Source organism: Marivita sp. NO-S04 (genome assembly GCF_059070475.1).
The window spans coordinates 2,873,369-2,891,111 of sequence record NZ_CM180980.1; the positions used below are offsets into that span (position 1 = coordinate 2,873,369).

Annotated in this window: 17 protein-coding genes; 13 read left to right on the top strand and 4 right to left on the bottom strand. The window is 60.3% G+C overall.

What is annotated here, in order from left to right; genetic code table 11:
• The first annotated feature begins 1 nt into the window (after position 1).
• From ACK3EW_RS14725 to ACK3EW_RS14745, 5 genes are read left to right on the top strand one after another with little or no spacing between them, the layout of a single operon-like run.
• The gene (locus ACK3EW_RS14725; RefSeq protein WP_493806789.1) at positions 2 to 607 is read left to right on the top strand and encodes a cysteine hydrolase family protein; all 606 of its coding nucleotides are present in this window, start codon (positions 2 to 4) and stop codon (positions 605 to 607) included.
• Entirely contained in the window at positions 604 to 1,473 is an 870-nt protein-coding gene (locus ACK3EW_RS14730) for an isocitrate lyase/PEP mutase family protein (RefSeq protein ID WP_493806790.1), read from the top strand. The genes ACK3EW_RS14725 and ACK3EW_RS14730 overlap by 4 nt, the downstream gene beginning before the upstream one ends.
• 3 nt (positions 1,474 to 1,476) lie before the next feature.
• Positions 1,477 to 2,868, top strand: a complete 1,392-nt coding sequence (locus ACK3EW_RS14735; RefSeq protein WP_493806791.1) for an FAD-dependent oxidoreductase — start codon at positions 1,477 to 1,479, stop codon at positions 2,866 to 2,868.
• Entirely contained in the window at positions 2,861 to 4,075 is a 1,215-nt protein-coding gene (locus ACK3EW_RS14740; protein WP_493806792.1) for an acyl-CoA dehydrogenase, read from the top strand. Before ACK3EW_RS14735 ends, ACK3EW_RS14740 begins: the two co-directional genes overlap by 8 nt.
• On the top strand, positions 4,075 to 5,229 hold the full coding sequence (locus ACK3EW_RS14745; protein ID WP_493806793.1) for a CaiB/BaiF CoA transferase family protein: 1,155 nt from the start codon (positions 4,075 to 4,077) through the stop codon (positions 5,227 to 5,229). The genes ACK3EW_RS14740 and ACK3EW_RS14745 overlap by 1 nt, the downstream gene beginning before the upstream one ends.
• A 15-nt stretch (positions 5,230 to 5,244) precedes the next feature.
• On the opposite strand, the gene ACK3EW_RS14750 is transcribed toward ACK3EW_RS14745, so the two are convergent.
• The 4 genes from ACK3EW_RS14750 to ACK3EW_RS14765 are packed head-to-tail and all read right to left on the bottom strand — an operon-like array spanning position 5,245 to position 9,404.
• Entirely contained in the window at positions 5,245 to 6,342 is a 1,098-nt protein-coding gene (locus ACK3EW_RS14750; protein WP_085628756.1) for an ABC transporter ATP-binding protein, read from the bottom strand.
• Between the two features lie 4 nt (positions 6,343 to 6,346).
• Complete coding sequence (locus ACK3EW_RS14755) at positions 6,347 to 7,240, bottom strand: carbohydrate ABC transporter permease (protein ID WP_085628755.1); 894 nt, start codon at positions 7,238 to 7,240, stop codon at positions 6,347 to 6,349.
• A complete protein-coding gene (locus tag ACK3EW_RS14760; RefSeq protein WP_085628754.1) occupies positions 7,233 to 8,105 on the bottom strand; it encodes a carbohydrate ABC transporter permease in 873 nt (290 codons plus the stop codon). The genes ACK3EW_RS14755 and ACK3EW_RS14760 overlap by 8 nt, the downstream gene beginning before the upstream one ends.
• Positions 8,106 to 8,162: 57 nt before the next feature.
• Positions 8,163 to 9,404 carry an ABC transporter substrate-binding protein gene (locus tag ACK3EW_RS14765; protein ID WP_439120681.1) on the bottom strand — a complete coding sequence of 414 codons (1,242 nt, stop codon included), beginning with the start codon at positions 9,402 to 9,404 and terminating at the stop codon, positions 8,163 to 8,165.
• 225 nt (positions 9,405 to 9,629) lie between these two features.
• On the opposite strand from ACK3EW_RS14765, the gene ACK3EW_RS14770 reads away from it, so the two are divergent.
• The 8 genes from ACK3EW_RS14770 (at position 9,630) to ACK3EW_RS14805 (ending at position 17,653) form a co-directional block, all read left to right on the top strand.
• Entirely contained in the window at positions 9,630 to 10,364 is a 735-nt protein-coding gene (locus ACK3EW_RS14770; protein WP_439120680.1) for a response regulator transcription factor, read from the top strand.
• Positions 10,364 to 11,791: a sensor histidine kinase gene (locus ACK3EW_RS14775; protein WP_493806794.1), complete on the top strand. Its 1,428-nt coding sequence runs from the start codon at positions 10,364 to 10,366 to the stop codon at positions 11,789 to 11,791. Before ACK3EW_RS14770 ends, ACK3EW_RS14775 begins: the two co-directional genes overlap by 1 nt.
• Positions 11,792 to 11,993: 202 nt before the next feature.
• Positions 11,994 to 13,124 carry an ABC transporter substrate-binding protein gene (locus ACK3EW_RS14780; protein ID WP_493806795.1) on the top strand — a complete coding sequence of 377 codons (1,131 nt, stop codon included), beginning with the start codon at positions 11,994 to 11,996 and terminating at the stop codon, positions 13,122 to 13,124.
• Between the two features lie 54 nt (positions 13,125 to 13,178).
• Positions 13,179 to 14,099 (top strand): branched-chain amino acid ABC transporter permease, encoded by a 921-nt coding sequence (locus ACK3EW_RS14785; protein WP_439120677.1) that lies wholly within the window; start codon positions 13,179 to 13,181, stop codon positions 14,097 to 14,099.
• Positions 14,096 to 15,079: a branched-chain amino acid ABC transporter permease gene (locus ACK3EW_RS14790; RefSeq protein WP_493806796.1), complete on the top strand. Its 984-nt coding sequence runs from the start codon at positions 14,096 to 14,098 to the stop codon at positions 15,077 to 15,079. The genes ACK3EW_RS14785 and ACK3EW_RS14790 overlap by 4 nt, the downstream gene beginning before the upstream one ends.
• Positions 15,072 to 15,821 carry an ABC transporter ATP-binding protein gene (locus ACK3EW_RS14795; protein ID WP_493806797.1) on the top strand — a complete coding sequence of 250 codons (750 nt, stop codon included), beginning with the start codon at positions 15,072 to 15,074 and terminating at the stop codon, positions 15,819 to 15,821. Before ACK3EW_RS14790 ends, ACK3EW_RS14795 begins: the two co-directional genes overlap by 8 nt.
• Positions 15,818 to 16,504, top strand: a complete 687-nt coding sequence (locus tag ACK3EW_RS14800) for an ABC transporter ATP-binding protein (RefSeq protein WP_493806798.1) — start codon at positions 15,818 to 15,820, stop codon at positions 16,502 to 16,504. Before ACK3EW_RS14795 ends, ACK3EW_RS14800 begins: the two co-directional genes overlap by 4 nt.
• 216 nt (positions 16,505 to 16,720) lie before the next feature.
• Positions 16,721 to 17,653 (top strand): IS5 family transposase, encoded by a 933-nt coding sequence (locus tag ACK3EW_RS14805; protein ID WP_493806415.1) that lies wholly within the window; start codon positions 16,721 to 16,723, stop codon positions 17,651 to 17,653.
• The last annotated feature ends 90 nt before the right edge of the window (positions 17,654 to 17,743 follow it).

Consider the following 17,743-nt stretch of genomic DNA (forward strand, 5'->3'; position numbering starts at 1 on the left):
CATGGCCCACACCATCGACCCAAAGCGCACGGCCCTTCTGACCATCGACCTGCAGAATGACTTTCTGCATCCCGAAGGCGCCTATGGCCGTGCCGGTCAAGGCGCCGAGGCGATCACCGCCCTGCCCGCCCGGATCAAGCCTGTTGTGGATGCGCTGCGCGCCAAAGGCGGCACCTATATCAGCGCGCAGTTCACGCTGGTGCCGGGTCCGAATGATGAACCGCTCATCGCACCGCACCTCAAAGAGTTACGGCCGTTCCTTGGCAAGGGCGACTTTGCTCCCGGCAAGTTCGGGCACAACTTGGTCGACGCTTTGGCGCCGGCGGATTACACCATTGAAAAGGTGGCCTATTCCGCGCTGTACCAGACGCGGCTGGAATACATCCTTCGGGCGCTGAACATCGACACGCTGATCATCGGCGGGATCGTCACCAATGGCGGTGTCGCCAGCACGGTGCGGGATGCGCATTTACGGAACCTGCACACGATCCTGCTGTCCGATGGGTGCGCTGCGTTCAAACAAGAGGTGCACGACGCCACGCTGTTGTCGCTTGCGTCGGTCTGCCCGAATGTGACCTGCGCCGAGATGCTGGAAACCCTGACATGAGCCTGAAAACCCGCCTTGCCTCTGACGAGATTCTTGTCGCTCCGGGTGTCTACGACGCCCTGACGGCGGCGCTTGCGGCACAAGCCGGGTTTGAGGCGCTGTATCTCAGCGGCGCGGCGGTGGCCTATACGCGGCTGGGTCGACCAGACATTGGCCTCACTTCGGTCAGCGAGATGACGGACACGATGGCCCTGATCCGCGACCGCGTGGACATCCCTGTGATCATTGACGCCGACACAGGGTTCGGCAACGCGCTGAACGCGCAGCGGACGATGCGGCTCTATGAACGCGCCGGGGCCAATGCGTTGCAGGTCGAGGATCAGACCTATCCGAAGCGCTGCGGGCATCTGGCCGAGAAGTCCATCATCCCGACGACGGAAATGGTCGGCAAGATCGCCGCGATGGCGGATGCGCGGGCCAGCGATGAGACCCTGATCATTGCCCGGACCGATGCTGTCGCCGTCGAAGGCTTTGACGCCGCCATCGACCGGGCCGAAGCATATGTCGAAGCAGGGGCCGATGCGCTGTTCATCGAAGCGCTGCGGTCGGTGGACGAGATGAAAACCGTGACAGAGCGGTTCAAGGATCGTGTGCCGTTGCTGGTGAACATGGTCGAAGGCGGCGCGACACCGATCCAGAACGCGGCTTTCCTGAACGACCTTGGGTTCTCAATCGTGATCTTCCCCGGCGGCATCGTCCGCGCCTTGGCGCATACGGCGGAAAGCTATTACCAGAGCCTGATGACCACCGGCAGCAACCGCGCCTTTGCCGACCGGATGTTCGATTTCGGCGGGCTGAATGACCGCCTTGGCACGGACGAGATCCTGGCCCTCGGCAAACATTACGAGTCCGGCGGGCGCAACTGAGCCATGTCGATATTGCCGCCCCCCGACACCGGGTTCGATCTGGACGTGCCGATCCTGGTCGTCGGCGCGGGGGCGTGTGGTCTGATTGCGGCCCTGACAGCCCATGATGCCGGGGCATCGGTTCTGGTGGTTGAGGCAGATGCCGCACCCTCGGGCTCTACCGCTCTGTCTGCCGGTTTGATCCCTGCAGCGGGCACGCGGTTTCAGCGGGAGGCTGGGATCGAGGACACTCCGGAGTTGTTCGCACAGGACATCCAGAAGAAGGCAAAGGGCGAGAACCCGCAGGATCTTGTCGATCTGCTGGCGGGGAACTCGGGCAAAGTGATCGAATGGCTGGCGGACAAGTTCGACCTTCCCTTCTCGGTCGTCACCGATTTCGACTATCCCGGCCATTCGCGCAGACGCATGCACGGGCTTCCCACGCGCGCAGGGCGGGAATTGATCGACCGGTTGCGCACCGCCTGTGAGGCGCAGGGGATCGACATAATCTGCAACCGCCGCGCGACATCTCTCTTTGCGGAGGGTGACATCGTCAAAGGCGTACGGTTGGAAGGGCCGAACGGTACGGAAGATGTGGGCTGCGGCGCGCTGATCCTTGCCTGCAACGGCTATGGCGGCAACCGTGCCATGGTGCGCCAGTTCATGCCAGAGATCGAAAACGCGGTCTGGTTCGGGCATGACTACAATCAGGGCGATGCCGTGACCTGGGGCGAGGCGCTTGGGGCGGAAACCCTGCATCTCGGTGCCTATCAAGGCCACGGGAATGTCGCGTATCCGCAGGGCATACTGATCACGTGGGCGGTGATCACCCAAGGCGGCGTGCAGGTGAACCTGAACGGCGCGCGGTTTTGGGACGAAAGCCAGGGCTATTCCGAGGCCGCTCGCGCCGTGCTGGCCCAACCCGAGGGCATTGCCTGGACAATCTTTGACAGCCGCATCGCAGGAATCGCGCGGCAGTTTCAGGACTTCAAGGATGCCGAGGCCATCGGCGCAATCCGCACCGCCGACACTTTGACCGAACTGGCTGAGATCACGAGCCTTCCTGAAGACGCACTGACCCAGACGATCACCAGCATTCCCACGGACGGGCCTGACGCTTTTGGACGCAGCTTCCTTGGCGAACCGCTCAAACCGCCGTACTGTGCGGTGAAGGTGACCGGAGCCTTGTTCCACACGCAGGGTGGTTTGCGCGTCGATCAAGACGCCCGCGTCTGCAAAACCGACGGTGGCGTCTTGAAATACCTCTTTGCGGCGGGAGGTGCTGCGGTGGGTGTTTCAGGTTCCGGTGATAGCGGTTATCTATCCGGCAATGGGCTGCTGGCAGCGACGGTTCTGGGGCACATCGCCGGATCGGCTGCCGCCAATGACATGAAAGAGGAGCATGGACATGCTTGATGCGTCACACGCGGGTCACGGACCCTCACTCGCCAAATTCGACTGGCAGGACCCTCTGGGTCTGAGCGCGGCTCTGTCCGAGGAAGAGCGCATGATCGCGGACAGCGCTGCGGCCTACGCAAAGGACAAGCTGCTGCCGCGCGTGTCGGACATGTATCTGAACGAAGGTGTCGCGCCCGAGATTTTCGCAGAGATGGGCGAGATGGGCCTGTTGGGCGTGACCATCCCCGAAGAGTTCGGCGGTCTGGGTGCGGGTTATGTGAGCTATGGTCTTGTCGCCCGCGAAGTCGAACGCATCGACAGCGGCTATCGGTCGATGATGAGCGTCCAAAGCTCTTTGGTCATGTACCCGATCCACGCCTATGGCACCGATGAGCAGCGTAAGAAATACCTGCCGGGTCTCGCCGCAGGCACGTTGATCGGCTGTTTTGGCCTGACCGAACCTGATGCGGGGTCGGACCCTGCTGGCATGAAAACCGTCGCCAAGAAAACCGACGGCGGTTATGTCATCAACGGTGCCAAGATGTGGATCTCGAACAGCCCGATTGCGGATGTGTTCGTGGTCTGGGCCAAGTCCGAAGCACATGGTGGCAAGATCCGCGGCTTTGTTCTCGAAAAAAGCATGAAGGGTCTGTCTGCCCCCAAGATCAATGGAAAGCTGTCGTTGCGCGCGTCGATCACCGGCGAGATTGTAATGAAGGACGTTGAGGTAGGTGAAGATTCGTTGCTGCCGGGTGTCGAGGGTCTCAAAGGTCCGTTCGGCTGTCTGAACCGTGCACGCTTCGGCATCGCTTGGGGCGTGATGGGGGCTGCTGAGGACAGCTGGCACCGCGCACGTCAGTACGGTTTGGACCGGACGCAATTTGGAAAGCCGCTGGCACAGACGCAGCTGTTCCAGAAGAAACTCGCCGACATGCAGACCGAGATCACGCTGGGCCTACATGCGGCCTTGCAGGTAGGCCGGATGCTCGACGCTGGCACCGCAGCGCCCGAGGCGATCAGCCTGATCAAGCGCAACAACTGCGGCAAGGCCTTGGACATCGCACGCAATGCCCGCGACATGCATGGCGGTAACGGTATCATGGCGGAATACCACGTCATGCGTCACGCACAGAACCTTGAAACGGTCAACACCTACGAGGGCACGCATGACGTACACGCCCTCATCCTTGGCCGGGCACAGACAGGGTTGCAGGCGTTCTTCTGATGTCAGCACCGCTGGAAGGTTTGAAAGTTCTTGAATTGGCCCGCATCCTTGCCGGGCCAATTGTCGGTCAGACTTTGGCCGATCTTGGCGCAACCGTGATAAAGGTGGAAAGCCCCAAGGGCGACGACACCCGCACGTGGGGCCCGCCCTTTATCGAGCGTGAAGGCGAGGATACGCCGTCAGCCGCCTATTTCTACAGCTGCAACCGGGGGAAATACTCGGTCACGGCGGATCTGACGACCGAAGAAGGCCGCGCTTTTGTGCAAGACCTTGCCCGCGAGGCGGATGTGCTGATCGAGAACTTCAAGGTTGGCGGACTGACAAAATATGGCTTGGATTATGCCAGCCTGTCGGCAGCCAATCCCGGCTTGATCTACTGTTCGATCACGGGCTTTGGCCAAACCGGCCCCTATGCCGAACGCGCAGGCTATGACTACCTTGTTCAGGGGCTTTCAGGGCTGATGTCGATCACGGGTGATCCGGCAGGTGAACCGCAAAAGGTGGGTGTCGCGGTCACCGACATCTACACCGGCCTATACGCCGTGATCGGAATTCAGGCGGCCCTGCGGGAACGCGACGAAAGCGGCCAAGGTCAACACATCGACATGAGCCTGCTGGATGCGGGCACCGGGTGTCTTGTCAATCAGGCGATGAATTTCCTTGTGACTGGCGAGTCGCCCAATCGGATGGGGAACCAGCACCCTAACATCGTGCCTTATGAGGTCTTCCCGGCCTCAGATGGCGATATCATCATCGCCTCGGGCAATGATCGCCAATTCCAAGGCCTGTGCGAGATTGTGGGACGACCTGACATTGGCGAGAACCCTGAGTACCGGACCAACGCCCAGCGGGTGCAGCACCGCGACGAACTGATCGCGATGCTCAAAGCCGAAACGGCGAAGATGACCAAGGCCGATTTGCTTGAGGCGTTGAAGGCCAAGCAAGTGGCGTCATCCCCGATCAATACGGTTGGAGAAGTGTTCGACGATCCGCAGATCATTCACCGTGGGATGAAGATCATGCCCGAGGGTGTACCGGGTGTGCGTACGCCGATCACCTTCAGCACGTCGAGCCTTGCGCTGGACCGGACGGCGCCCACGTTGGGCGCGCATACGGATCAGGTGAAAGCTTCCGGGTGGTCTTTCAAAGACTGACCACCCGGTCTTTTCTCAGTTCAGCCGCAGCCCGGTTTCAGGCGCAAAATACGACACCTTGCCCAGATCAAAGGACAGCCGCTTTGGCTGACCGGGCTTGGCCGTCGTTTCTGCGTGCAGACGCGCGGTGACGTGTTTTCCACCCAGTTGCATCACAGCGAATGTGTCCGCCCCCGCCGGTTCGACAATGTCGATCAGGCATTCAGCCGCCTGCGTCGACTCGGACCCGCGCAGATCGGGATCGGCGATGTCTTCGGGACGCACGCCAAGGATCACGTCTTCGGGCAGATCTCGGTTCTTGGTGTCGGTCAGGACAATCGGCTCGCCAGATTTACGAGTGATCTCGATCCGTGTGCCTTCGTCGGCGCGATGCGCTTTGGCCGGGATCAGATTCATCGCGGGGCTGCCCATGAAGTCGGCCACAAAGAGGTTGGCCGGGCGATTGTAGATTTCTGCTGGAGATCCGATCTGCTGGATCACGCCGCCTTTCATCACGACGATCTTGGTGGCCAGCGTCATCGCTTCGATCTGGTCATGGGTGACGTAGACCATCGACGCGCCAAGGTTCTGGTGCAGCGCCTTGATCTCGGTCCGCATCTCGACCCGCAACTTGGCGTCGAGGTTGGACAGCGGTTCGTCAAAGAGGAACAGCTTGGGATCGCGCACCAGTGCCCGCCCCATCGCAACACGCTGTCGCTGACCACCCGAAAGCTGACCGGGCCTGCGATTGAGTAGCGGTTCGATCTGCAGCTGCGCCGCCACCTGAGCCAATTTCTTGTCCTGCGTGGCCTGATCAACACCGCGCACCTTCATGCCAAATGTGATGTTCTTGGCGACAGTCATGGTCGGATAAAGCGCGTAGGACTGAAACACCATTGCGATGTCGCGGTCCTTGGGGCTGACATGGGTCATGTCCTTACCGCCGATGCTGATGGCCCCGCCGGAAATCGGTTCGAGCCCGGCGATACAGTTCAGCAGCGTGGACTTGCCGCAGCCCGAAGGGCCGACCAGCACAAGGAAATCGCCCGGTTCGATCGACACGTTGATGTCCTTGAGGATCTCCGTCGTGCCGTAGCTTTTGTAGAGGTTGTTGATGTCCAGGATCGGAGACATGGGTTTATCCTTTCACGGATCCGGCGGTCAGACCGCGGATGAAATACTTGCCGGCGACGACATAGACGAACAGCGTCGGCAGCGCGGCAATGATCGCAGCAGCCATGTCAACGTTGTATTCTTTGACGCCAGTGGTCGAGTTGACGATGTTGTTCAGGGCGACGGTCACCGGCTGGGTGCCCGCTTGGCTAAAGGACACGCCGAACAGGAAGTCGTTCCAGATCTGGGTGAACTGCCAGATAACGGTCACGACAATGATCGGCAAAGACAGCGGCAGGAAGATCGACCAGAAAATCCGGAAGAACCCTGCCCCGTCCACCTTGGCCGCCTTGGTCAGCTCCGACGGGATCGACACATAATAATTGCGGAAAAACAGCGTGGTGAAGCCAAGCCCATAGATCACGTGAACGAAGATCAGCCCTGGAATGGTGCCTGCGATGCCGATGATCCCCAAGGTTCGCGCCATCGGCAGCAGCACCACCTGAAACGGGATGAAGCAGCCGAACAGCATCAGCGAGAAGATGATGTTGGCGCCGCGAAACCGCCACTGCGCTACGACATAACCGTTCATCGCGCCCAGCAGGGTCGAGATCGCGACCGCCGGGATGGCGATCAGGATCGAATTCCAAAAATATGGGCGCACGCCTTCGCATTGGATGCCGGTACACGCCCCCGACCATGCAGTGCGCCACGCGTCGAACGTGACGTCCCGTGGCAGGGCGATCAGGTCGCCCGTGCGGATTTCGTCAAGGCTTTTCAGCGACGTGGTGATCATCACGAAAAGCGGCATAAGGTAGAACAGGGCAAACAGACCCAGCGCGAGATACAAAACCCAGCGCAGGATGATCTTGCCTGTCCGGTTTTGGCCCGTGGCCTGAGACATGGACAGATCAGTCATCTTTGGTCCTCAGTTCCGAATAGAGGTACGGGACGACGATTGCGAAGACGACCATCATCATAATCATGGCAGAGCTTGCCGCCTGACCGATGTCGCCGCGCGAAAAGGCCATCGCGTACATGTAAGTTGCAGGCAGATCCGTCGCATAGCCGGGACCACCGCCGGTGAGCGCGATGACAAGGTCAAAGCTTTTGATGGCGAGGTGCGACAGCACGATGAATGCCGAGAGAAAGATCGGGGCCATCGATGGAATGATGATGGCGGTGTAGATGCGCCATGTCGGGATACCATCGACCTGTGCGGCCTTGATGATCTCGCCATCCACCGACCGCAGACCGGCCAGAAACAGCGCCATCACGAAGCCCGAGCTTTGCCAGATCGCGGCGATTACGATGGTGTAGATCGCCATATCCGGGTTCACCAGCCAGTCGAAGGTGAAGTCTTCGAACCCCCAACCTCGGACCATGGCCTGAATGCCCAGACCGGGGTTCAGAATCCACTTCCAAGCCGTACCGGTGACGATCATCGACAGCGCCATCGGGTAGAGATAGATCGTGCGGAGCGCGCCTTCGGTGCGGATGTTCTGATCCAGCAGGATCGCCAGAACCAGCCCGAGCACCATCGCGATCACGATGAACAGAAAGCCGAAAACGAACAGGTTGTTCAGCGCAGTGTCCCAGCGGGGCGATGCGAACAGGCGTTCGTACTGGATGAAGCCTTCGATATCATAGCGTGGCAGCAGGCGCGATCGCGTGAACGAGACCCAAGCGGTCCAGGCTATGAAGCCATAGACAAAGATCAGAACTGCGATGAACGAGGGCGCCAGTACCAATTTGGGCGTGTTTTCTTCAAGCCACTTGGTCATTGGATCTGTCCCTGAAAGTCCCGCCCCAAGCGGGTGCTTTGGGGCGGGAGATTGCGTTTACATGCTGTTGGCGACCGCGTCGGCCAGCATGTTGACGGCTTCATCCGAGGACATGTCGGAGTTGAAGTGCGCAGTCACAACGTCAGTGATCGCACCGGACTGCGCACCGCGCAGCGCCATGCCGTGGGCATAGCTGGGCAGGAGCGATCCGTTGTCGGAGCTTTCGCCCATGTCCTTGGCGGACAGGTGCGCACAGCTGTCGAACTCTTCCAGAGACACGTCAACGCGTGCCGGGATCGACCCTTTGTTCAAGTTGAACACCTTCTGGAAGTTCTGACCGACAATCAGCTCCGCCAGCAGTTCTTGACCGGCTTTCTTGTCGTCGCCGTCCACGTCGAACATCGCAAAGCTGTCCACGTTGTAGAGGAAGCCGTCACCCGGAACGGACGCGCAGAGGAAGTCTTCGCCCGGCACTTTGCCAGCCGCCATGAATTCGCCCTTGGCCCAGTCGCCCATGATCTGGAACGCCGCTTCGCCGTTCATGACCATTGCTGTGGCAAGGTTCCAGTCACGACCCGAGAAGTTGTCGTCGACATAGCCGCGCATGGTGCGCATCTGGTCAAAGACAGCCTTCATCTCGTCGGACTTCAGAGTGTCCATGTCGAGATCGACAAACGCCTTGCGGAAACCATCGGCACCGAGAACGCCCAACGCGACTGCTTCGAACACGGTTGCGTCCTGCCAAGCCTGACCGCCATGCGCCAGCGGGATGATACCAGCCGCCTGCAGCTTTTCTGCCGCTGCGTTGAACTCGTCCCATGTGGTCGGCATTTCGATGCCATTGGCTTCGAGAACATCTGCGTTCGCCCAGATCCAGTCAACGCGGTGTACGTTTACGGGTGCCGCGCACCACGTGCCTTCGCACTTCATGTGACCAGCGATGGACGCCGGCAGAACGTCTGCCCAGCCCTGCGCTTCGGCAACGGACGAAATGTCGGCCAAAACGCCTTCTTCGTACCATTCCTGGATTGCCGGGCCCTTAAGCTGAACGGCGGTCGGAGCGTTGCCGGACAGAACGCGTGCGCGCAAAGCGGTCATTGCAGCGTCACCGCCGCCACCTGCGACGGGCATGTCGGTCCACTGGCCACCCTTCGAGGCAAATTCTTCCTGCAGCACTGCGACGGATTTCGCTTCGCCGCCCGATGTCCACCAGTGCAGAACTTCTGCCTGGGGTTCGGCATATACTGCGGATGCGATCAGAGCGGTGGCGGAGACAGCGCCGAAAAATACGGATTTCATGTGTGTAGTCCTCCCAAAATCTGTGCCAGTTCTGGCATCAGGTGCTTATGTTTGGCGAAATCACCCCTAGCATTGCAATCTCGTCATGGCGGGTTTTCAGTTACGGCGTGCAGATTTTTACAGCTCTCGTTACACGCTGTTACACTGGACGAGATTTCGTTTCCTGTTGTTACATAACAGAGGGCGCCGCGGTGCAGACGTGCCGTGCAGGGAGGAGAACGGCAGATGGCGATTCCACGACTTCTTGTCGTCGATGACGATCCGGACATGCGCCAGATGATGTGCCAGTATCTGCGTCAGCACGGGTGCATCGCCTTGCCTGCCGCAACCGAAGCCGACGTACATCGCCATCTCGATGACGGGCGGATAGACCTTGTTTTACTGGATGTGATGCTGGGCGATGAAAGCGGGCTGGAGATCTGCCAAGGCTTGCGGCGCGATCATGATGTTCCGATCATCATGGTCTCCGCCCTCTCTGCCGATCACCAGCGCATGGCGGGGTATGAGACCGGCGCGGACGATTACATCGCCAAACCCTTTAACCCGGAATTGCTGCTTGCGCGGGTGCGAGCTGTGCTCTCACGGGCACGCCGGTCGTCATCGCTGATCTACAGGAGGCGCATCCAGACGTTCCGCTTTGGCGGCTGGGTCTATGACGGCAAGCAGGATGAAGTCCGGTCGCCCGACGGGTATCAGGTCACGCTGTCACGTCGTGAAACCGCGCTTCTTAAGGTGCTGCTTGCCAATCCGCATATCCCACTGACGCGGCAGGAAATCGCAACAGCGCTGGATGTGACCGGCGATCAGGACCAACCCGAAGCCACCGGACGTGCTATCGATGTGCTTGTCGGTCGCCTGCGCTCCAAGATCGAAACCGATCCCAAGGCACCGGATATGATCCGCACGGAACGCGGGACGGGCTATGTCTTTGCCGTCGATGTAGCCGCCGAGTCCGACTGATGAAGCGCGGGGTCCGGCTGCGCAGCCTCGCGCTGATATGGGTCGCGATCGCGATGGTGTCGGGGTCGGTTGCAACACTGTTGTGGCTCAGGTCGACACAATCGTGGACAGACCATCTTGCCTCGGCGCAAACCGCCGGGCTGCTGACCTACGAGGCGTTGCGCACCGGACAGGACACACACCCCAACCTGAACGTCGCGCTTTTGTCTGCGGCGGATGCGGTGCTTGCGGAAACGGGCAAGTTCGAACGCATTTCAGGCATGCCGCAGCCCGCCTATGTCACGGTTTTGTCGCTGCAAAACAACGAGGGTGGATTGCAGATTGGCGCTATTTCGGACGTTTTGCGCTATCCGGTTGCGGACATTCAAGCGGACGCTGTGCCCAGCGCCTCGGCACAGTTGGCAGCACTGACCCGCCTCTTTGCGACCTATTGCAGCGATCCGATCCTGTTGGCGCGATATGGTAACGGGCCATGGCACCGGGTGGACGGCAGCGCAATCTGGGGCTGCGACGCCGCTCCGCGCGACATGCGTCTTATGGCGGTTCTGGTTGCGCTTTTAGCAGTGGCGGCATTGGTCACGCTGATCGGGAACACGACACAGACCTTCGACGCCTTTGCTCAGGCCTTCCGCAATCGGCGCTTTGGCGGACCGGATAGTTACGAAACGACGGGTCCAAGCGAATTGCGGGATATCGTGGATTCCCTGAACTCGTTTCTCGAAGCCGAGCGCAAACAGCTTGCCAATCGCGCTGCAGTTCTCTCAAGCGTCAGTCATGATCTGGGCACGCCTGCCACGCGTCTGCGATTGCGGACAGCCCTGATTACGGACACCGAATTGCGCCGCAAGCTAGAGTCGGACATCGACTCGATGACGGGAATCATCGAAAGCGCCCTGACCTACACCCGCGCAGAGATGAATGCCGAAGCGCCACGCAAGCTGTCGCTGAACGCGCTCGTTGAAACCATTGTGTCTGACTATCAAGACGTGGGCGAGCCGGTGACCCTTGTTCCCCCACGCGATGTGGTGGTTCAGGGGGGCAGGTCGCTGTTCATGTCGCGGCAGGGGCAAAGCGTCGTCACGACTGGGCGGCAGGTCATCATAAGCGGTCGTCCCGTGGCATTGGAACGGGCGATCACCAACCTGATCGACAACGCCCTGAAATACGGGCGAAGCGCCAGTGTCGCCATCGAAACCGATGCACAGACTGCCACCATCGTGATTGAAGACGAAGGGTCCGACACGCTGGCCAAGGATGTTCAAGACCTGATCGGCCCGTTTGAGCGCGGCGAGAATACCGATTACATTGCGGGACACGGGCTGGGCCTGTCCATCGTTGCTACTATCGCGGCACTGCACAACGGAGCACTGTCCTTTGAGAACTCGACCACCGGCCTACAGGCGCGGTTGAGCATCCAGCGCGCCTGAACCGATTTTATCAAGCGGGAATTTTCGCAATCCCAGCAGCAAAGCACCGGTCATGGCACAAGTTAATCGCAGCAATGCCTTGTTTTTCGGTCCGCTTTGTTCAACACATTTACAGATAAAACGTCCCAGATCAGACCCGCGCCGACAGACCGGCTGTAGCAACGGCGCGATCATAAGGGACGATCACAACGGGGAGAACCAGATGAAAAAGCTATTGATGGCCACTGCGGCCTTGGCAATCGGCGCGACATCCGCCTTTGCCGAAACCAAGATCGGCATGATCACAACCTTGTCTGGCGGCGGTGCCGGGCTTGGCATCGACGTGCGCGACGGGTTCATGCTGGCCATCGGCCAGTCGGGGCGGGATGATATCGAAGTCGTGATCGAGGACGACCAACAAAAGCCTGACATCGCTGTGCAACTGGCCGACAAAATGGTGCAGTCCGAACGGGTCGACATCCTGACCGGGATTATCTGGTCAAATCTTGCCATGGCCGTGATCCCGAGCGTGACCGCGCAGGGCAAGTTCTACCTGTCGCCAAACGCAGGCCCATCTGCACTGGCCGGTCAGGGGTGCCACCAGAACTATTTCAACGTGGCATGGCAGAACGACAACCTACACGAAGCGGCTGGCGCTTATGCGACGTCCGCAGGCTATTCCAACAGCTTCATCCTTGCGCCCAACTATCCGGCGGGTCAGGACGCGCTGACCGGGTTCAAGCGCTTGTTCAAAGGTGAGCTGGCAGGCGAGGTCTACACCCAGTTGGGCCAGACCGATTACGCCGCCGAGATCGCGCAGATCCGGGCGTCTGGCGCAGACAGCGTGTTCTTTTTCCTGCCCGGTGGGATGGGGATTTCCTTCCTCAAGCAATATGCCGACAGCGGCGTCGATCTGCCTGTCGTCGGACCGGCCTTCAGCTTTGATCAGGGTATCCTGCAAGCGGTGGGCGACGCGGCTCTTGGTGTTGTAAACACCAGCCAATGGAACAAAGACATCGACAATCCGACCAACGCGGCCTTTGTCGAAAGCTTCCAAGCTGAATACGGCCGTCTGCCGTCGCTTTATGCAAGCCAAGGGTTTGATACCGCGAACCTGATCCTGTCCGCGCTGGACACGGCCGAAGTGTCGGACGCCGATGCCTTCCGCGAGGCGCTGCGTGCCGCCGATTTCGACAGCACCCGTGGAGATTTCACGTTCGGGCCGAACCACCACCCGATCCAGACGATCTATGCACGTGAAGTCATCAAGGAAGGCGATGTCTTCACCAACAAGATCATCGGTGTTGCGCTTGAGAACCACGCCGACGTCTACGCCGCTGATTGCAAGATGTAAGACGCAATAAGGTGTGCCGGGGGTGAACCTTGGCACACCGAAGCGCGCGAAGGCATGTCGACACTTCTGATCATCGAACAAGTCCTGAACGGGCTTCAATTCGGCGTTATGCTGTTCTTGATGGCGGCTGGTCTGACGCTGATCTTTGGCGTCATGGGGCTTATCAACCTCGCGCACGGGTCGCTTTACATGATCGGTGCGTTCGCCGCAGCCGCGGTGGCAGGGGCGACGGGATCGTTCATACTGGCGTTGGGCGCCGCATTGGCAGTCGCCGCAATCGCCGGCGCGCTGATAGAAATGACAGTGATCCGACGGCTTTACGGCAAAGCGCATCTTGATCAGGTCTTGGCGACCTTTGCGCTGATCCTTGTCTTCTCGGAAGGCACGCGGTGGCTGTTTGGGTCTTTCCCACTTTTCCTTGATATACCCGACTACCTGTCCGGCCCGGTCACCCTTCCCGGTGGGATACAATATCCGCTGTATCGCCTGACACTGATCGCCGTCGGGCTGTTGGTCGGGCTTGGGCTGTGGGCCCTGATTGAACGCACGCGCATCGGCATCCAGATCCGCGCGGGCGAGAATGACCGCGAAATGATCGCGGCATTGGGTGTGGATATCCGGCTGCTTTATACGCTTGTCTTTGCCATCGGCGCTGCGCTCGCCGGTTTGGCGGGTGCACTGGTGGGCGCGATCCAGTCGGTGCAGGTGGGCATGGGAGAACCCGTGTTGATCCTTGCCTTCGTGGTGATCGTGATTGGTGGCATCGGGTCGATCAAAGGCGCGTTCATCGGGGCGCTTCTAGTCGGGCTGACCGACACACTGGGCGGGATCTTCTTGCCGGAGCTGTTTAAGCTGTTCATGGAGCCGGGTGCTGCCACGCAGACCGGATCGGCATTGGCCTCCATGGCGATCTACATTCTGATGAGCCTTGTGCTGATCTGGCGACCCACTGGATTGTTCGGAGCGCGCGCATGATCCCGGAACGCCTGCTGAACTGGGTTGTCTTCGCGGGTCTTCTGGTGGTGCCGCTCTGGGCCATCGTTGCAGACGAGCCTTTCACCATCACCCTTGTGACCCGCGCGGTGATCCTTGCGATTGCCGCTGTCGGACTGAACATCGCCCTTGGCATTGGCGGCCTTGTGAGCCTTGGACATGCGGTGTTCTTCGGCTTGGGCGGTTATGCGATGGGCATTCTTGCCTACCATGCGCAGACTTATACCTCGCTTGATCTGTTCGGGCTAAGCCTTGCCGGAACCAAGTCCATGCCGATCATCTGGCTCGTGGCGGTTATCGTGTCCGCCCTTGCCGCTTGGATCATCGGCCTGCTCAGCCTGCGCACCTCTGGTGTGTATTTCATCATGATCACCCTCGCCTTTGGGCAGATGTTCTACTACTTCGCCATTTCCTGGAGCACGTATGGCGGCGAAGACGGGCTATCAATCTACGTGCGCAACGGCTTTCCCGGCTTGAACACGTTAGTGCCAGTCCAGTTCTTCGGCCTGTGCTTTGCCCTGCTTTGCATTGTCCTGTTCCTGAACGCACGGCTCCAGAACGCGCCCTTCGGTCTGGCACTGAACGCAGCGCGTCAGGTGCCCGCACGGGTCGAAACGGTGGGCCTGAACCCGATGCGGCTCAAGCTGGTGGCGTTTGTCATATCGGGCGCGATCACCGGGCTAGCGGGGGCGCTCTTTGCCGATCTCAACCGGTTTGTGTCGCCGACCATGTTCAGTTGGCAATTGTCCGGTGAGCTTATCGTTCTCATCATCATCGGGGGTGTCGGGCGGCTTTATGGTCCTGTCATCGGTGCTTGCCTGTTTGTAGCATTGGAGCATTGGTTGGGGGCGCTCACTGAGTTCTGGCACGTTTATCTGGGCCTTATTCTTCTGGCGATCGTTCTTTTCGCGCGTGGCGGTCTCATCGGTCTGCTGACCGGTAAGGAGGGCGCCCATGTCTGAGGCGATCCTCGCCACGCGGAACCTGTGTAAAAGCTTCGGCGCGCTGACGGCGACCGATAACGTGTCCATCGACCTGAAGGCAGGGGAAATCCACGCCATCATCGGACCGAACGGGGCGGGCAAATCGACGTTGATCGCACAGATTTGTGGCGGGTTGCGACCGGACTCTGGGTCGGTGCACCTGTTGGGGCGGGATGTCACTTCGGACAGCACACAGGCGCGCGCGCAAGCTGGGCTGGGACGCACGTTCCAGATCTCGGCGCTGGCGATGGAAGACAGCGTTCTCGAAAACGTCGTGCTTGGGGCGCTGGGAAGTTCGGGCAATCCGTGGCGGTTCTGGTCGCGGGCGCTGTCGGACACATCGCTGACCGCCAAGGCCGAAGCTGCGTTGGAACGTGTCGGGCTGATCGAACATCGGCACACCCGATGTGCCGAGCTATCGCATGGTCAGCGCCGTCAGCTTGAGGTCGCCGTAGCGCTGACCTTGTCGCCCAAAGCCTTTGTCATGGACGAACCGATGGCGGGACTGGGGGCCGAGGGATCAAAACTGCTGACCGCGTTCCTTGACCAATTGCGGTCTGAGGCTCCGATCCTGTTGGTCGAACACGACATGGACGCCGTTTTTGCCCTTGCCGACCGGATCAGCGTGCTGGTCTACGGTCAGGTGATCGCCTCGGGGACAGTTGACGAGATCAGGCAAAGCCGCGCCGTGCGTGAAGCCTATCTGGGGGAAGAGGCGTGACGCTGCTTTCGGTCGATAACCTGACCGCGCGCTATGGCGTGGCGCAGGTACTGTTCGGTGTCACGCTGGATGTGGCGGAAGGTGAAGTCGTCGCACTCATGGGGCGCAATGGCATGGGCAAGACGACGACCGTCAAAGCGATCTGCCGCATGATCGCGTCGGAGGGGGGACTGAACTTTGCCGGACACTCCTTGCACGACCTGCCCAGCCACAAAGTGGCGCGGTTGGGCGTCGGCCTCGCCCCCGAGGGACGGCGTTGTTTCCGCGATCTGACGGTCGAAGAAAACCTGATTGCGGCGGCGCAGCCAGGCGATTGGACCTTGCGCTCCATCGCCGACCTGTTCCCGCGACTGGGCGAACGCCATACCCAGCGCGCCGCTTCTCTTTCCGGCGGTGAACAGCAGATGCTGGCTATTGGACGTGCCCTGATGACAAACCCACGTTTGCTGATCCTTGACGAGGCGACCGAAGGCCTTGCCCCGATCATCCGACAGGAAATCTGGGCCGCCATCGCGCGGCTGAAACAAGAAACAGGAACCGCGATCCTGCTGATTGACAAATCGGTGCGGGAGTTGGCGCAGGTGTCAGACCGCGCGGTGATCCTCGGACGGGGTGAAACGGTATGGTCGGGTGCTTTTGCGGACATCACGCCCGAGGTGTCAGAAACCTATGTGGGCGTCTAAGATCGCTCTCTTAGCGACCGTGATACCGGGATAGCAGCGCATCCGTGGCCATGTCTTGAGGACGATGGTTGACCAAAAGAACACGCAGTCCAGAGTTTTGAAATACTGTCAGAGCCCTGAGAATCGCGTGATCAATCCAAGCATTTGCATGGCATTGTTGCAAAAGTCTGACGACGAAGGATTCACTTCGCGAATCCATGGCGTTAGACGCGGTGCATGAGCAAGCCATCTCCCGCCCGCTATCGCACGACGAACTGGTCCAGCTACAACGCGTCACTCAGGAAGCGGGGGTCTCTGCTCATCTGGGTCGACAAGGACATGACCTGGCGCGCGCCGCGTGACAGTCGACCCGGACGTCCGGCGGTGTTTTCCGATGCGGCCATACAGTTCTGCTTATCGATCAAAGTCCTGTTCAAGTTGCCGTTGCGCCAGACCGCCGGAATGGTGGCCAGCCTGCTGCGACTGGCCGGCCTGGACTGGCCCGTGCCGGACTTTTCCACGCTGTGCCGCAGGCAAAAGACCTTGGCCGTCCAGGTCCCGTATCGCCGTGCGGACGGCCCGCTGAACCTGCTGGTCGACAGCACCGGGATCAAGTTCCTCGGCGATGGCGAATGGCAGGCCCGCAAGCACGGGGTGCAAGGCCGACGCCAATGGCGCAAAGTCCATCTGGCCATGGACACCACCACCTCGGACATCCGGGCAGTCGAGTTCACCCCCAGCCGCGACGGCGACAGCCCCGTGCTGCCCGACCTGCTCGGCCAGATCCCGGCAGGTGAGCAGATAGGCACGGTCACCGCCGACGGCGCCTACGACACACGCCGCTGCCACAAGGCCATCATCGAACGCGACGCCGTTCCGATCATCCCGATCCGAAAGAACGGACGTCTCTGGAAAGAAGACTGCCCGGCTGCACGCGCCCGCAACGACACCCTGCGCGCGACGCGATACTACGGGCGGGCGTTCTGGAAACGCTGGACCGGATACCACGCCCGCAACCGGATCGAGGCGAAGATGCGCTGCCTGAAATCCTTCGGCGAGCGTATCATGGCAAGAGACCCCGACCGACAGACCGCCGAAATCCACATCCGCATCGCCCTCATGAACCGCTTCAACGCCCTCGGCACCGCCGAGATCGTCCGCGTGGCATAACGTCAGCGGGGTAAGGGGACGTCACGCCTCAGGCCGGGGTAATGCAACAACGCCGGTGCCGATGGCGCCGCCCATTTTTGTTCATTTAGC

Coding starts and splice junctions, on each gene's coding strand:
- ACK3EW_RS14725 (WP_493806789.1), top strand. CDS start 2: ATGGCCCACACCATCGACCCAAAGCGCACGGCCCTTCTGACCATCGAC.
- ACK3EW_RS14730 (WP_493806790.1), top strand. CDS start 604: ATGAGCCTGAAAACCCGCCTTGCCTCTGACGAGATTCTTGTCGCTCCG.
- ACK3EW_RS14735 (WP_493806791.1), top strand. CDS start 1,477: ATGTCGATATTGCCGCCCCCCGACACCGGGTTCGATCTGGACGTGCCG.
- ACK3EW_RS14740 (WP_493806792.1), top strand. CDS start 2,861: ATGCTTGATGCGTCACACGCGGGTCACGGACCCTCACTCGCCAAATTC.
- ACK3EW_RS14745 (WP_493806793.1), top strand. CDS start 4,075: ATGTCAGCACCGCTGGAAGGTTTGAAAGTTCTTGAATTGGCCCGCATC.
- ACK3EW_RS14750 (WP_085628756.1), bottom strand. CDS start 6,342: ATGTCTCCGATCCTGGACATCAACAACCTCTACAAAAGCTACGGCACG.
- ACK3EW_RS14755 (WP_085628755.1), bottom strand. CDS start 7,240: ATGACTGATCTGTCCATGTCTCAGGCCACGGGCCAAAACCGGACAGGC.
- ACK3EW_RS14760 (WP_085628754.1), bottom strand. CDS start 8,105: ATGACCAAGTGGCTTGAAGAAAACACGCCCAAATTGGTACTGGCGCCC.
- ACK3EW_RS14765 (WP_439120681.1), bottom strand. CDS start 9,404: ATGAAATCCGTATTTTTCGGCGCTGTCTCCGCCACCGCTCTGATCGCA.
- ACK3EW_RS14770 (WP_439120680.1), top strand. CDS start 9,630: ATGGCGATTCCACGACTTCTTGTCGTCGATGACGATCCGGACATGCGC.
- ACK3EW_RS14775 (WP_493806794.1), top strand. CDS start 10,364: ATGAAGCGCGGGGTCCGGCTGCGCAGCCTCGCGCTGATATGGGTCGCG.
- ACK3EW_RS14780 (WP_493806795.1), top strand. CDS start 11,994: ATGAAAAAGCTATTGATGGCCACTGCGGCCTTGGCAATCGGCGCGACA.
- ACK3EW_RS14785 (WP_439120677.1), top strand. CDS start 13,179: ATGTCGACACTTCTGATCATCGAACAAGTCCTGAACGGGCTTCAATTC.
- ACK3EW_RS14790 (WP_493806796.1), top strand. CDS start 14,096: ATGATCCCGGAACGCCTGCTGAACTGGGTTGTCTTCGCGGGTCTTCTG.
- ACK3EW_RS14795 (WP_493806797.1), top strand. CDS start 15,072: ATGTCTGAGGCGATCCTCGCCACGCGGAACCTGTGTAAAAGCTTCGGC.
- ACK3EW_RS14805 (WP_493806415.1), top strand. CDS start 16,721: ATGAGCAAGCCATCTCCCGCCCGCTATCGCACGACGAACTGGTCCAGC.